At 68.3% G+C, this 14,239-nt stretch carries 13 protein-coding genes and 1 pseudogene; 10 read left to right on the top strand and 4 right to left on the bottom strand.

Annotated elements, in window-relative coordinates; all coding sequences use genetic code 11:
- Positions 1–22: 22 nt before the first annotated feature.
- From AC4GYY_RS02885 to AC4GYY_RS02865, 5 genes are read left to right on the top strand one after another with little or no spacing between them, the layout of a single operon-like run.
- On the top strand, positions 23–580 hold the full coding sequence (locus AC4GYY_RS02885; RefSeq protein ID WP_491118642.1) for a hypothetical protein: 558 nt from the start codon (positions 23–25) through the stop codon (positions 578–580).
- Between the two features lie 4 nt (positions 581–584).
- Positions 585–932, top strand: coding sequence for a phage holin family protein (locus AC4GYY_RS02880; RefSeq protein ID WP_491119282.1), 348 nt, complete (start codon positions 585–587; stop codon positions 930–932).
- 5 nt (positions 933–937) lie between these two features.
- Entirely contained in the window at positions 938–1,201 is a 264-nt protein-coding gene (locus AC4GYY_RS02875; protein ID WP_491119281.1) for a DUF3618 domain-containing protein, read from the top strand.
- Between the two features lie 43 nt (positions 1,202–1,244).
- On the top strand, positions 1,245–1,676 hold the full coding sequence (locus AC4GYY_RS02870; RefSeq protein ID WP_491118640.1) for a hypothetical protein: 432 nt from the start codon (positions 1,245–1,247) through the stop codon (positions 1,674–1,676).
- Positions 1,677–1,716: 40 nt separating this feature from the next.
- Positions 1,717–1,926: a DUF4170 domain-containing protein gene (locus tag AC4GYY_RS02865; RefSeq protein WP_491118638.1), complete on the top strand. Its 210-nt coding sequence runs from the start codon at positions 1,717–1,719 to the stop codon at positions 1,924–1,926.
- 203 nt (positions 1,927–2,129) lie between these two features.
- Here AC4GYY_RS02865 and AC4GYY_RS02860 read toward each other — a convergent pair.
- From AC4GYY_RS02860 to carA, 4 genes and pseudogenes are all read right to left on the bottom strand, one after another.
- Positions 2,130–2,753 (bottom strand): annotated as a pseudogene (locus AC4GYY_RS02860) (phosphotransferase); the annotation flags it as partial.
- Positions 2,754–2,758: 5 nt separating this feature from the next.
- Positions 2,759–3,235 (bottom strand): transcription elongation factor GreA, encoded by a 477-nt coding sequence (gene greA, locus AC4GYY_RS02855; protein WP_491119280.1) that lies wholly within the window; start codon positions 3,233–3,235, stop codon positions 2,759–2,761.
- Positions 3,236–3,314: 79 nt separating this feature from the next.
- Complete coding sequence (gene carB / locus AC4GYY_RS02850) at positions 3,315–6,650, bottom strand: carbamoyl-phosphate synthase large subunit (protein ID WP_491118636.1); 3,336 nt, start codon at positions 6,648–6,650, stop codon at positions 3,315–3,317.
- Positions 6,651–7,041: 391 nt separating this feature from the next.
- Positions 7,042–8,334, bottom strand: a complete 1,293-nt coding sequence (carA, locus tag AC4GYY_RS02845; protein WP_491118634.1) for a glutamine-hydrolyzing carbamoyl-phosphate synthase small subunit — start codon at positions 8,332–8,334, stop codon at positions 7,042–7,044.
- Between the two features lie 86 nt (positions 8,335–8,420).
- On the opposite strand from carA, the gene AC4GYY_RS02840 reads away from it, so the two are divergent.
- The 5 genes from AC4GYY_RS02840 (at position 8,421) to AC4GYY_RS02820 (ending at position 14,171) form a co-directional block, all read left to right on the top strand.
- Positions 8,421–8,873: a GatB/YqeY domain-containing protein gene (locus tag AC4GYY_RS02840; protein ID WP_491118632.1), complete on the top strand. Its 453-nt coding sequence runs from the start codon at positions 8,421–8,423 to the stop codon at positions 8,871–8,873.
- 94 nt (positions 8,874–8,967) lie between these two features.
- Positions 8,968–9,450, top strand: coding sequence for a GIY-YIG nuclease family protein (locus tag AC4GYY_RS02835; RefSeq protein WP_491118630.1), 483 nt, complete (start codon positions 8,968–8,970; stop codon positions 9,448–9,450).
- Entirely contained in the window at positions 9,447–11,342 is a 1,896-nt protein-coding gene (gene dnaG / locus AC4GYY_RS02830; protein WP_491118628.1) for a DNA primase, read from the top strand. The genes AC4GYY_RS02835 and dnaG overlap by 4 nt, the downstream gene beginning before the upstream one ends.
- The gene (gene rpoD / locus AC4GYY_RS02825; RefSeq protein ID WP_491118626.1) at positions 11,342–13,381 is read left to right on the top strand and encodes an RNA polymerase sigma factor RpoD; all 2,040 of its coding nucleotides are present in this window, start codon (positions 11,342–11,344) and stop codon (positions 13,379–13,381) included. Before dnaG ends, rpoD begins: the two co-directional genes overlap by 1 nt.
- A 157-nt stretch (positions 13,382–13,538) precedes the next feature.
- On the top strand, positions 13,539–14,171 hold the full coding sequence (locus AC4GYY_RS02820; RefSeq protein ID WP_491118624.1) for a DUF6975 family protein: 633 nt from the start codon (positions 13,539–13,541) through the stop codon (positions 14,169–14,171).
- Positions 14,172–14,239 lie beyond the last annotated feature (68 nt).

Below are 14,239 nucleotides of genomic sequence, written 5' to 3'. Positions count from 1 at the left end.
GACCCAGGTAAGGACCCGAGCGATGACCGACACCGCAACCCCGAGGCCGATGACCGACGCCGACTTCTCCGCCAGCCATGCGGCGACCGCCGCCGACCCCACCTCCTCGCCCGGCGGCGCGTCCGAGAGCGAAGTCGGCGCGGGAGCCGTGGCGGAGGCGGGCGGCGACGACGTGTCCGCACCCGAGCAACCGGCCGAGCCCGCGTCGATCAAGCAGACCTTGTCCGACAAGACCGCGGAGCTCCGCGGCCAGGCGACCGATACCGTCCGCAAGTTCGCCGACGATGGCAAGGCGCGGGCGACCGGCGCGCTGGACGATCTGGCCAGGATGCTGTCCGACGCCGCCGACCAGGTCGACGAGAAGCTGGGCGGGCAGTTCGGCCAATACGCCCGCTCGACCGCGGACCACGTCCAGGGTTTCTCCTCGTCGCTGAACGAGAAGTCCATCGACGACATGCTCGAGATGGCGCGCGAGTTCGTGCGCAAGAGCCCTGCCGCCGCCATCGGCATCGCCACGGCGCTCGGCTTCGTCGTCGCGCGGCTCGCCGCTGCCGGCCTCGAGCAGCGCGATCAAGCCTGACGTGATGCCGCGCGCGGACGTCGATCTCGAAGCGGCGAGCATGGGCGATCTCGTCCATCGGCTCACCGCCGACGCGCGCGAGTTCGCGTCCGCCGAGGTCGCGGTCGCGAAGACGAAGGCACTGGAGAAGGTCGACCGCTACAAGAGCGCGGGCATCTTCTTCGGTGCGGCCGCGGTGCTGGCGCTCGCCGCGCTCCCGGCACTGCTCGTCGGGTTGATCCTGACGATCGCGACGCTGCTCGGCCCCGGCTGGGCGACTCTGATCGTGATCGGGGTGACGCTCGCGATCGCGGCCATTCTCGCGCTGATCGGCAAGAGCCATCTCGCGCCCGCGCCGGGGATCGCGCCGTGACCGACATGAGCGACGTCGCCGCCGCCGAAGCCCGCGCCGCGGCCGCGCGCCAGCGCCTGAGTTCGACCGTGGGTATGCTGCAAGGGCGCCTCGCACCGGAGGCGCTCGCCAAGGACGCGGTCGACACGCTGACCGACGCCGGCCGCAAGGCGATCGACTCGGGGGTGGAGGCCGCGAAGACCAACCCCGCTGCGGTGATCGGCGGAGCGGCCGCCATCGCCGCCTTCCTGGCGCGCCGGCGGCTGTGGTCGCTGGTGCGCCGCAAATGACCTCCCACCCATCGAGCCGGACCGCCGGCGAAAGGAAGAGACGATGACCGACCAGCACACGACCGAGCCCCAGGGCAAGATCGACCAGGCGCGCGAAAGCGCCACGCAGGCGATCGAGAGCGCACGCGACGCCGCCGGCAAGGCGGCGCAGCAGACCGCCGCGACGCTCGAGAGCAATCCCGTCGGCGTGCTTGTCGGCGGTCTCGCACTCGGGGCGCTCGTCGCCGCGGTGCTGCCGCGCAGCGCGCGCGAGAAGGATCTGCTCGCGCCCGTGGGCAAGCGGATCGGCGCATCGCTGACGGCGGCCATCACCGCCGCCAAGGACGCCGGCCGGCAGGAACTCGACCAGGTCGGCCTGACCCGCTCGTCCGCGCAGGACCGCGTCCATTCGCTCGTCGACGGCGTGATGAAGGCGGCGTCGAGCGCCGGTTCGGCGGCGGTCAGCGCGGGCAAGGACGCGGCGCGCGCGCAATAAGCCGCTTCATTCCGCTGCACCGCAGCGGTAAGGCGTCGCGATGAGCAAACTTCACCTGGTATTCGGCGGCCGCGTCAAGGACCCGCGGACCCTCGACTTCGACGAGACGACGATCGAGGTCGTCGGCATCTACCCAGACTATGCCGCCGCCGAAAAGGCCTGGCGGGGCGCGGCGCAGCGCACCGTGGACGACGCCGAGATGAAGTTCGTCGTGGTGCACCTGCATCGGCTGCTTGAGCCGGACCTGTAGGTTCGCCCCCGACCCGGTGGGAGAATGATGCCGATCCCGCCCGCGTCGGGCGTCAGAACAGTTCGTCGAGGCAGCGATGGAAGTCGAGGCGGTCCCGATCGGGCTCGCTGATGCCGACCGCGCCGAGAAAGCGTCGCTGCGCCGTGTCGCCATATTCCGCCATTCTGCCAGAACACCGCGATATCCTGATAAGGGTCGGCCAGGCCGACCCGCGCCACGTCGATGCAGCCGGTGACGCGCATCTCCTCATCGAGGATCAGATTGCCGAGCGAGAAATCGCCGTGCGTCAGCACGCCCGCCTTCACCGCCGGCGCGAGCCGCACGACCTCGGCAAGCACCGCCTCCGCGCTCCACCCGCGGTGATCGTCGTCGAAGTCGTCTTCGTCGACCAGCCGCGCATCGACCCGCCGCCGCGCGTCGGCGATCCGGATCGCGGCGTCCGCACGGAACGGGCAGTCGGTTGGATCGACCGCGTGAAGGCACCGCAGGAATCCCGCGAAGGCATCGATGATCCGCGGGAGCAACGCCGGCTCGCGATCGAGCCAGCCGTCCCCGGATCGGCCGGCCAGCGCGCCAGTCAGCAGCCAAGCCCGCGTCTCTTCGGCCGCGAACGCCACCGCTCGCGCGGTCGGAACGCGGCCCGCAAGCCAGCGCAGCCGCACAGCCTCGCCGACGATCGCGTCCGCGACCGCGCCTTCGCCGTATTTCAGGAAGAGATCGCCCTCGTCGCCCGACAGTCGGAACACGGCTCCGCCCGACTCGCCCGACTCCTCGCGAAGCCACCGCCGGCCGCCGATCGCCTCGGCGAACCCGGCCGGCAGCGGCACCGTGCTCAGATGAACTCGATCTTCGAAACGACGTAATAGCGGTCGCCCGACGGCACCGTCACCTCGACCTCGTCGTCGACGCTGCGCCCGATCAGCGCCCGGCCCAGCGGCGAATTGTAGCTGATCCGTCCGGTCTTCGCATCGGCCTCGGTCTGGCCGACGATCTGGTACTTCACGGGCTTGTCGTCGTCGTCGAGCAGGGTGACGGTGGCGCCGAACACGATGCGATCGCCCGACAGGTCGCGCGGATCGATGATCTGCGCGCGGCTGAGCTTGTCCTCGATGTCGGAGATCGACGCCTCGATCTGCCCCTGGCGCTCCTTGGCGGCGTGGTATTCGGCGTTTTCGGAGAGGTCGCCGTGCGCGCGCGCCTCCTCGATCGCATCGACGACCAGCGGCCGTTCCGCTTTCAGGCGCCGCAGGTCCGCGGTGAGCGTCTCATAGCCCTCCTGGAGCATCGGCATCTTCTCGACGGTCGCCATCGCATGTCCCTTGTTCATAAACCCGGCCCCCGGCGGCTCCCTGCAAGCCGCCTCGCACGCTTTTGGCAGATGTGGGGGATCAGTTGTGCGGCCGCAAATAATAGGACTGCAGAGGGCGTACTTCAAGGTTGCGGATCGATCCGGACGCGATCGCCTTTGCCGCCTCGATGCTCGCCGACGCCGTCGTGAAGTACGGCACCCGCCCGCCGACCGCGGCCGAGCGGATCGGCTGCGAGTCCTTCAGGCTCTGCCAGCCCTCGGTCGTGTTGAAGATCAGCGCGATGTCGCCGTCCTTGATCCGATCGACGATATGCGGCCGGCCCTGCGCGACCTTGTTCACGCGCTCGACCGGAAGACCCGCGCGCTCGAGATAGTCGGCGGTGCCTCCGGTCGCGACGATCGTGAAGCCCGCGTCCGACAACGCGCGAGCCGCCGGCAGAACCAGCGGCTTGTCCGAGTCCTTGACGCTGACGAACACCGCCCCGCCTTCCGGCAGCACGGTCCCCGCTCCCAGCTGTGCCTTGGCGAAGGCGATCCCGAAATCGGGAGAGATCCCCATGACTTCGCCGGTCGACTTCATCTCGGGGCTGAGCACCGGATCGATCCCGGGGAAGCGACTGAACGGGAACACCGCCTCCTTGACCGCGAAATAATCGATCCTCCGGTCGATCGCCGGCAGATCGCGCAGCTTCTCGCCCGCCATCACGCGCGCGGCGATCTTGGCGATCGGCACCCCGATTGCCTTGGCGACGAACGGCACGGTCCGCGACGCGCGCGGATTGACCTCGATCAGATACACGCGCCCGTCCTTGACCGCGAACTGGATGTTCATCAGTCCGACGACGTTGAGCCCACGCGCGAGCGCGTCGGCCTGACGCTCGATCTCGGCGACGATCTCGTCCGAGAGCGAATAGGGCGGGATCGAACAGGCGCTGTCGCCCGAATGGACCCCCGCCTCCTCGATATGCTGGAGCACGCCCGCGACCACCACATCCTCGCCGTCGCAGATCGCATCGACGTCGACCTCGATCGCGTCGCGCAGATACTGGTCGACCAGCACCGGGGAGTCGCCCGAAACCTGGACGGCGGTATGGATGTAATCCTCGAGCTGCCCGTCGGAGTCGACGATCTCCATCGCCCGCCCGCCGAGCACGTAGCTCGGCCGCATCAGCACCGGATAGCCGATGCGGTGCGCGACCGCGAGCGCCTCGTCGCGGCTGCGCGCGATGCCGTTCAGGGGCTGAAGCAGCTTCAATTTGTTGACCAGGGCCGCGAACCGCTCGCGGTCCTCCGCCAGGTCGATCGCATCGGGCGAGGTGCCGAGGATCGGGATGCCCGCCTTCTCCAGCGCGCGCGCCAGGTTGAGCGGGGTCTGCCCGCCGAACTGGACGATCACCCCGACCAGCTCGCCCTTCGACTGCTCGACATGCAGGATCTCCAGCACGTCCTCGGCCGTCAGCGGCTCGAAATACAGCCGGTCGCTCGTGTCATAGTCGGTGCTCACCGTCTCCGGATTGCAGTTGACCATGATGGTCTCGAACCCGGCCTCTTCGAGCGCGAAGCAGGCGTGGCAGCAGCAATAGTCGAACTCGATCCCCTGCCCGATCCGGTTCGGCCCGCCGCCGAGGATCACGATCTTGCGCCGGTCGGAAGGCATCGCCTCGTCCTCGGGGTCGCCGAACGACGGGGCCTCGTAGGTCGAGTACATGTACGGCGTCTTCGCCTCGAATTCGGCGGCGCAGGTGTCGATCCGCTTGAACACCGGGCGCACGCCCAATTTGTGACGGAGCGCGCGCACCTCGTCCTCGTTGACCCCGCCCGTCATCGCCTTGACGGCCTCGTGGATCAGCCCGGTGCCGCGCGCGATCCCGCGCTCCATCCCGCCGCGCAGGTTCGCCGATTGCAGCGCGAGCCAGGCGAGGCGCTTGTCGCTGAACCCCATCGCCTTCAGCCGCCGCATCCCCGCCGCGTCGCGTGGCAGCCCGTCGGCCATCACCTCGCGCTCGCCCGCGACGATCTCCTCGATCCGCGCGAGGAACCACGGATCGTATTTCGCGATCGCATGCACCTCGGCGACGGTGAAGCCCTCGCGCAGCGCCTGCGCCGCGACCAGCAGCCGATCGGGCGTCGCCGTCGCCAGCGCCGCCTCGATCTCCGCCTTGGGCGCGCCGACCAGCCGGTCGACGATGTTGAAGCCGGACAGCCCCGTCTCCAGCCCGCGCAGCGCCTTCTGCACCGATTCGTGAATGTTGCGACCGATCGCCATGACCTCGCCGACCGACTTCATCGCGGTGCCGAGCGTCGCCTCGGCCCCCTTGAACTTCTCGAAGGCGAAGCGCGGGATCTTGGTGACGACATAGTCGATCGTCGGCTCGAACGCCGCCGGGGTCGCCCCGGTGATGTCGTTCTCGATCTCGTCAAGCGTATAGCCGACCGCCAGCTTCGCCGCGACCTTGGCGATCGGGAAGCCCGTCGCCTTGCTGGCGAGCGCCGACGACCGCGACACGCGCGGGTTCATCTCGATCACGATCAGCCGGCCGTCGTTCGGATTGACCGCGAACTGGACGTTCGAGCCGCCCGTCTCGACCCCGATTTCGCGCAGCACCGCGATGCTGGCGTTGCGCATGATCTGATACTCTTTGTCCGTCAGCGTCAGCGCGGGCGCGACCGTGATGCTGTCCCCGGTGTGGACCCCCATCGGATCGACGTTCTCGATCGAGCAGATGATGATGGCGTTGTCCGCGCGGTCGCGGACCACCTCCATCTCATATTCCTTCCAGCCGAGCAGCGATTCCTCAATCAGCACCTCGGTCGTCGGAGACAGGTCGAGCCCCTTGCGGACGATCTCCAGGAACTCCTCGCGATTGTACGCGATGCCGCCGCCGGTGCCGCCCAGCGTGAAGCTCGGCCGGATCACCGCCGGCAGCCCCGTGATCTCCAGCGCCGCGATCGCCTCCGCCTCGCTATGCGCGATCGCCGAGCGCGCCGATTCGAGCCCAATCCTGGTCATCGCCTCGCGGAACTTGAGCCGATCCTCAGCCTTGTCGATCGCCTCGGCATCGGCGCCGATCATGGTGACGCCGAACTTCTCGAGCGTCCCGTCGCGCTGGAGCGCGAGCGCGGTGTTGAGCGCGGTCTGCCCGCCCATCGTCGGGAGGACGGCGTCGGGCCGCTCCTTCTCGATGATCTTGGCGACCACCTCGGGCGTGATCGGCTCGACATAGGTGGCGTCGGCCAGCTCCGGATCGGTCATGATCGTCGCCGGATTGCTGTTCACCAGCACGATCCGGTAGCCCTCTTCCTTGAGCGCCTTGATCGCCTGCGTGCCCGAATAATCGAACTCGCACGCTTGCCCGATGATGATCGGGCCAGCGCCGATGACGAGGATAGAAGAGATGTCGGTGCGCTTGGGCATTACGGCATAGCCTTGTATGCAAAGTAGGCAGCGGGGATTGCCGCTAATGCTGCGATTATTGAAGCTATGCCGCCCCAAGTGGCCCAGTTTACCCGATGAAGCCTCTCCGCTAGTGAAACATGTACGCGCTTAACTCGAGGTGCCTCTACGAATGCCCGCCCACTTCCCGTTATTCTGGCATGGTAAGGACGATCCAGATGGATGATCTGAAAAAGGCCGGCATCCCGCAACCTTAGAGCTGAAGCCTCAAGCGTCGCTCGATCGAAACCCCAAGCTGGATTGCTTCCTAAACGGTCAAAGTCCACACACCAAGCATCATCCCAGTTTGTGTCGTAAGCGAGCGTGAGAAGCTGAAAATCTACCTCGCTTAATTTGATCCTCTTAGACCGGCTCACCCCAACATCCCCACAAACCGCTCAAACAGATACATCGAGTCCTGCGGCCCCGGGCTCGCCTCCGGGTGATACTGGACCGAGAACGCCCGCCCGCCGTCCAGCTCCAGCCCCGCATTCGAGCCGTCGAACAGCGACACATGCGTCTCGCGCACGCCCGCGGGCAGCGACTCCCGCTCAACCGCGAAGCCGTGGTTCATCGAGGTGATCTCGACCGCGCCGTCGCTCAGCCGCTTGACCGGGTGGTTCGCGCCGCGGTGGCCCTGGAACATCTTGGTGGTCTGCGCTCCGACCGCGAGACCGAGCAGCTGGTGGCCCAGGCAGATGCCGAACAGCGGCTTGCCCGTGTCGAGCAGCTGCCGGATCACCGGCACCGCATACTCTCCCGTCGCAGCGGGATCGCCGGGGCCGTTCGACAGGAAGATGCCGTCGGGCGACAGCGCCATGATCTCGTCGAAGCTCGCCTCGGCGGGGACGACGCTGACCTTCGCGCCGGCTTTAACAAGGTTGCGGAAGATGTTGAACTTGCTGCCATAGTCGATCGCGACGACGTGGGGACGGTCGCCCTCTTCTGCTCCCCTCCCCGAAGAGGGAGGGGTCGGGGGTGGGTTGCCGAGCGAAGCGAGGCTCCCGTCGCCGGCTTCGGGCGCTCCCCTTCGGGTCGCGGACCCACCCCCAGCCCCTCCCTCTTCGGGGAGGGGAGGAGAGTACCCAAACCCCAGCCGCCAGACCCCGCCGTCCCAGCTCCCATGCGTCTCGCGGCTCACCGTCTTGGCGAGGTCCATCCCCTCCAGCCCCGGCCAGCCCTTGGCCATCGCCAGCAGGACATCGAGGTCGAACACCCCAGCCGCCGAATGCGCGATCACCCCGTTTGGCGCGCCGCCGACCCGGATGCGCCGCGTCAGCGCGCGCGTGTCGACGCCCGCCAGCCCGATCCGCGCATGGCGCTTCATCCAGCCGTCGAGCGTCTCCATCGCGCGGAACGAGGACGGCGCGGTCGGGTCCTCGCGCACGATCATGCCAAGCGCGTGCGGCCAGTCGGCCTCGACGTCGTCGGGGTTCGCGCCGACGTTGCCGATGTGCGGGAAGGTGAAGGTGATGACCTGCCCCGCGAACGACGGGTCGGTCATGATCTCCTGATAGCCGGTCATCGCGGTGTGGAAGCACACCTCGCCCACCGCCTCGCCTTCCGCGCCGAAGCCGTGGCCCCACACCACCTCCCCGCTCGCGAGCACCAGCACGCCGGTGGCTCCCTCTGGTTGGGACGCGCGGAAAGGCTTGGCGTCGGCCATGGTCGGCGGGCACTCCTCGTTGGAACCAGCGATGTCGCTAAGCCCCGCCCGCTAGACCGCGGGCCCCCACTCGTCAATAAGGGCGCATGATTCGAGACGACATCAAGGCCGCGCAGATCGCGGCGATGAAGGCGGGCGACAAGGACGCCCGCGCCGCGATCGGCCTCATGCAGGCCGCGATCAAGAACCGCGACATCGAGGCGAGGACCCAGGCGACCGTCCCCGACGACGACGCCTTGGTGGTCGAGGTGCTGCAAAAGATGGTCAAGCAGCGCCGCGAGTCGGTGGCGATGTACCGCCAGGGCGGCCGCGAGGAGCTCGCCGCGGCCGAGGAGCACGAGATCGCGGTGATCGAGCGCTTCCTGCCGACCACGCTGACCGAGGACGAGACCCGCGCCGCGATCGAGACGATCAAGGCCGAGCTGGGCGCGAGCGGCATGAAGGACATGGGCCGCGTCATGGCCGAGCTGAAGGCGCGCCATGCGGCGGTGCTCGACATGAGCAAGGCGAGCGGGCTGGTGAAGGCGGCGCTGGGCTAAGCGTTGGGGTGCCTCGACTTCGCTCGGCACGAACGGTTTTCCTTGCTCCGTTCGTCCCGAGCGAAGTCGAGGGCCATCTGGTATAGGGCGAACCATGCCGTTCTGGTGCTACATCCTCCGCTGCGCCGACGGTCGCTACTACACCGGCCACACGGACAACCTCGAACGCCGCATCGCCCAGCACCAAACCGGGGGCTATTGCGAGTTCACTTCGCTTCGCCTCCCGGTCCGCCTCGTCTGGTGCCAGGAGTTCCCGTCCCGCCTCGAAGCGCTCGAGGCCGAACGACGCATCTCGCCGTGGTCGCGTAAGAAGAAGGAAGCGCTGATCGCGAGCGATTGGCAGGCGCTGAGCTACTGGGCGAAGCCGCCGTCCGAGCGTCTCTCGACTTCGACCCGCACTGAGTCCCAAAGTCCCTCGACTTCGCTCGGGACGAACGGGGATAAGACGCAATCCCCAGCGTCGGACATGCCGAAGGAGGTCGAGGCACGTTCCACCATTCCGTTCGTTCCGAGCGCCATCGAGGCACCCGCGCCCACCCCGTTCGTGCCGAGCACAGTCGAGGCACCGCCGACATGACCCTCACCCCCGCCTTCCTCGACGAGCTCCGAGCGCGCACGCCGCTGTCGGCGCTGATCGCCAAGACGGTGAAGCTCACCCGCGCCGGCCGCGAGATGAAGGGGTGCTGCCCCTTCCACAACGAGAAGACCCCGTCCTTTTACGTCAACGACGACAAGGGCTTCTACCACTGCTTCGGCTGCTCGGCGCACGGCGACGCGATCCGCTGGATGACCGATCAGCGCGGGCTCCCCTTCATGGACGCGGTGAAGGAACTCGCCGCCGCCGCCGGCATGGAGGTGCCCGCCCCCAGCCGGCAGGACGCCGAGCGGATCGAGCGGCAGAAGACGCTGACCGACGCGATGGAGGCCGCCGCCGAGTGGTTCCGCCAGCAGCTGAACGGCCTCGACGGCACGGAAGCGCGCGCGCTGCTCGAACGCCGCAGTGTCTCGGAGGCGACGGCGAAGGCGTTCGGCTTCGGCTTCGCCCCCGATGCGCGCGGGCGTCTCCGCACCGCGCTCAAGGCGTTCGGCGACGCGATGCTGATCGAGGCCGGGCTGCTCATCAGCGTCGAGGAAAAGGAGCCATACGACCGCTTCCGCGGCCGGTTGATGATCCCGATCCGCGATGCACGTGGGCGGGTGATCGCATTTGGCGGCCGGGTAATCGGGGACGGCGAGCCGAAGTATCTCAACTCGCCGGACACCCCGCTGTTCGACAAGGGCCGTACGCTCTTCAACCTCGACAAGGCGCTCGCCCCGGCGCGCAAGGCCGACCGCGTGATCGTGGTCGAGGGCTATATGGATGCGGTCGCGCTGGCGCAGGCGGGGATCGGCGAGGTCGTCGCCCCGCTCGGCACCGCGCTGACCGAGGCGCAGCTCGAACGGCTGTGGCGGATCGCCGACGTGCCCCTCGTCTGCCTCGACGGCGACAGCGCCGGGCAGAAGGCCGCGCTCCGCGCCGCCCACCGCGCGTTGCCGATGCTCGCCCCCGGCCGCAGCCTCGCCTTCGTGACGCTCCCCGACGGGCAGGACCCCGACGACCTGATCCGCAAGCAGGGGGCCGCCGCGTTCGAGAAGCTCGCCCGCTCCGCCGAGCCGCTGGTTGATCGCCTGTGGAAGCACGAGCTCGCTACCGAGCCGCTCGACACGCCGGAGCAGCGCGCCGGACTTCGCCAGCGGCTGAACGCCCTGGCCGACACGATCGCCGACGCCTCGGTCAAATCCGAATACAGGGCCGACTTCCGTCATCGCTTCGACGAGCAGTTCGCGCGCAATCGTCCGCCGGCGCAGCAGCGCACGCCCTTCTATCCCTACGCCCAGCGTAAGCGGGGCGAGAAGTGGACTCCGCCCCCCGCCCCGGTCACCGCCGATGCGAAGAAGGTCCGCGCCGCCGGTGGCATCGATCCGATCCTGGCCAAGGCAGTCGTCGCCGGGCTCATCCGCCACCCGGCCGAGATCGCCCGGCACATGGAGGTGCTGGGCTCCCTGCGCTTCGTCGACGGAGCGCTCGGCCGGCTGTTCGAGGCGGTCGTCGATCTCGCCCTGGACGATCGCGGCGGCGGCTCGCTTGATAGCGGAGAGCTTGTCACCATATTGACCAAGACCGGCTTTTCGGAGGTCGCGGGCGAGCTGCTGCGGGCCGACACCATGCCATATAGCTTCACCCAGAAGGCGGGGGACGAGCGGCGGGCACGCGAGGACCTCGACGAGGCAATCGCGATCCTCGTCGCCAAGCCGGAGGTGGACGCGGGCCTGGCGGAGGCGACGGCGGCGATGCAGGCCAGCTTCACGGACGCGGCGTTCGCGCGGCAGGTGGCGCTGGTGAATGAACAACGGGCGCTCGGTGAGCGTCTTGCAAATCTGGTGCAGGCGACCGAAGACGCCCGCGCCCTGGGTACCGAGGACGATTGATGGCGAAGGCGAACATGGCGGAAGCTCCCGAGGCGGTGGACACCGGGGATGCGCCGCTGCTCGACATGAACGATACGGGCGTGAAGAAGCTGATCGCCCGCGCCAAGAAGCGCGGCTACATCACCGTCGACCAGCTCAACGAGATGCTCCCGCAGGATCAGATGTCCTCCGAGCAGATCGAGGATGTCATGGCGGCGCTCAACGAAATGGGCGTCAACGTCGTCGAGAATGAGGAGCAGGGCGAGGAAGGCGACGAGCAGGAATCGGCCGCCACCGACGACGAGCCCGAGGCCGCCGACGCGGAAGCCGACGGCGAGGCCGCGCCGACGCTGGAGAAGAAGAAGGAGACGATCGACCGCACCGACGATCCGGTGCGGATGTATCTGCGCGAGATGGGCGCGGTCGAGCTCCTGTCGCGCGAGGGCGAGATCGCCATCGCCAAGCGGATCGAGGCCGGGCGCGACACGATGATCCTCGGGCTGTGCGAGAGCCCGATCACCTTCAACGCGATCATCGACTGGTCGACCGCGCTCAACGAAGGCACGATGCAGCTGCGCGAGATCCTCGATCTCGACGCGATGCTCTCCAAGGGCCCCTCCGCCGAGCAGGTCGAGGCCGCCGAGGACGACACCGCCGAGATCAGCGAGAAGACCGCCGGGGCGTCCTTCAAGGAGGAAGAGGACGTCAAGGAAGAGGCGCCCGCGGACGAGGACGAGGACGAGCTGACCGAGCGTCGCGCGCCCCGCCCGTCGGACGACGAGGAGGAGGACAACACCCTCAGCCTCGCGCAGATGGAGGAGCAGCTCAAGCCGCAGGCGCTCGAGCGGTTCGCCAACATCACCGCAATCTACAAGAAGTTCGCCAAGGTTCAGCATTCGCGCCTGGACGCGCTGGGCGGCGGCGGCGAACTGTCGGCGGCGGACGAGCGTAAGTACCAGAAGCTGCGCGAGGAGCTGACCGCCGAGGTCGAGTCGGTCCAGTTCCACAACGCCAAGATCGAATATCTGGTTGACCAGCTCTACAGCTACAATCGCCGGCTCACCGCGCTTGGCGGGCAGATGCTGAGGCTGGCGGAGCGCCACAAGGTCAACCGCAAGGACTTCCTCGACCGCTACGTCGGGCACGAGCTCGACGACACCTGGCTCCAGGGGCTGGGCAAGCTCGACAAGAAGTGGACCGCTTTCGCCACCAACGAAGGCGCCGCGGTCGATCGCATCCGCACCGAGATCAGCGAGATCAGCCAGCAGACCGGCATGGCGCTCGGCGAGTTCCGCCGCATCGTCAACATGGTCCAGAAGGGCGAGCGCGAGGCGCGGATCGCCAAGAAGGAGATGGTCGAGGCGAACCTCCGCCTCGTCATCTCGATCGCCAAGAAATACACCAACCGCGGGCTGCAGTTCCTGGACCTGATCCAGGAAGGCAACATCGGCCTGATGAAGGCGGTCGACAAGTTCGAGTATCGCCGCGGCTACAAGTTCTCGACGTACGCGACATGGTGGATCCGCCAGGCGATCACCCGTTCGATCGCCGATCAGGCGCGGACGATCCGCATCCCGGTCCACATGATCGAGACGATCAACAAGCTGGTCCGGACCTCCCGCCAGTTCCTCCACGAGCAGGGCCGCGAGCCGACGCCCGAGGAGATGGCCGAGCGGCTGTCGATGCCGCTCGAAAAGGTCCGCAAGGTGATGAAGATCGCCAAGGAGCCGATCAGCCTCGAGACGCCGATCGGCGATGAGGAGGATTCGCATCTCGGCGACTTCATTGAGGACAAGAATGCGGTGATCCCGGTCGATGCCGCGATCCAGGCGAACCTCAAGGAGACGGTCACCCGCGTCCTCGCCAGCCTCACCCCGCGCGAGGAGCGCGTGCTGCGGATGCGGTTCGGGATCGGCATGAACACCGATCACACGCTGGAAGAAGTCGGCCAGCAGTTCAGCGTCACCCGCGAGCGCATCCGTCAGATCGAGGCGAAAGCGCTGCGCAAGCTCAAGCACCCCAGCCGCAGCCGCAAGATGCGGTCGTTCCTGGACCAATAGGGCCGGCGACCGCGCGGCATCGGAAGCGGCATCGTCCTGCTTGCCGCGGCTCGTGGCAAACGGAGCGTCAACCTTCCTTTTACTCGCTTTGATATAAGCCTTGGAACGATAGCGCACCGGCCGAGTCCCTTGCACGGTCGCGGCGCCCCGGGGGTCTATGGTTCTGAGCGTCGCACCTGCACCGAACGTCGACGGCGGCGTCGCCGCGCTCGTCCGGGCCGAAGGGAGCGCCGGTGAGCCGTGGCTCGCTGCGCTGCTGACCTCGGTCGAGCCGCGCGACCTGACCGATGCGGTCCATGCGCTGTGCGTTCTCTACGGCGGCCATCCCGATCCGATCGGGGCCGCGACCGCGCGCAGCGACGATCGCGCGCTGCGCCGCTGGCTCGCCGACGCCGCCGACGCCTTCACGACCGAGCGCCACGCGCTCGCCGCCGTGGTCGCCGCCGCCGGCCCGCTGCCCTCCACCCCGAACCAGGCGGCGAGCGCGGCCACCCTTGCCCACCAGCGCCATGCGCTCGACACGCTCGCCCGGTCCGACCGCGCGGGCTGCGCGATCGGCGCGGCGGTGGCGCTGGTGCTCGATTGGCGCGCCGTGCGCGGTGTCGTGAACCGCGTCGCCGCGCGCACGGGCGTCGATCTGGCGCCGCTGGAGCTGCCGGCCGACGAGCCGTCGACGCGAAGCGAACCATCCCTGGACCGCGCGCGGCTGTTCGGCGGCCGCCAGCTTCTGGCCCAGCAGCGGGGGCTGTGGCAGTTGCTCGAAGCGCGCGCCGCCGCCCGGAAACGCTGACGTCGCGCGCGCTTGCGCCGCGCCGCACAACCCCGCTATCGCCATACCCGAAACAGGATGGAGGATGG

This window comes from Sphingomonas sp. SP6, assembly GCF_058313435.1.
Note: the sequence above shows the minus strand (reverse complement) of the source record. Positions and strands in the feature narration are given on the sequence as shown.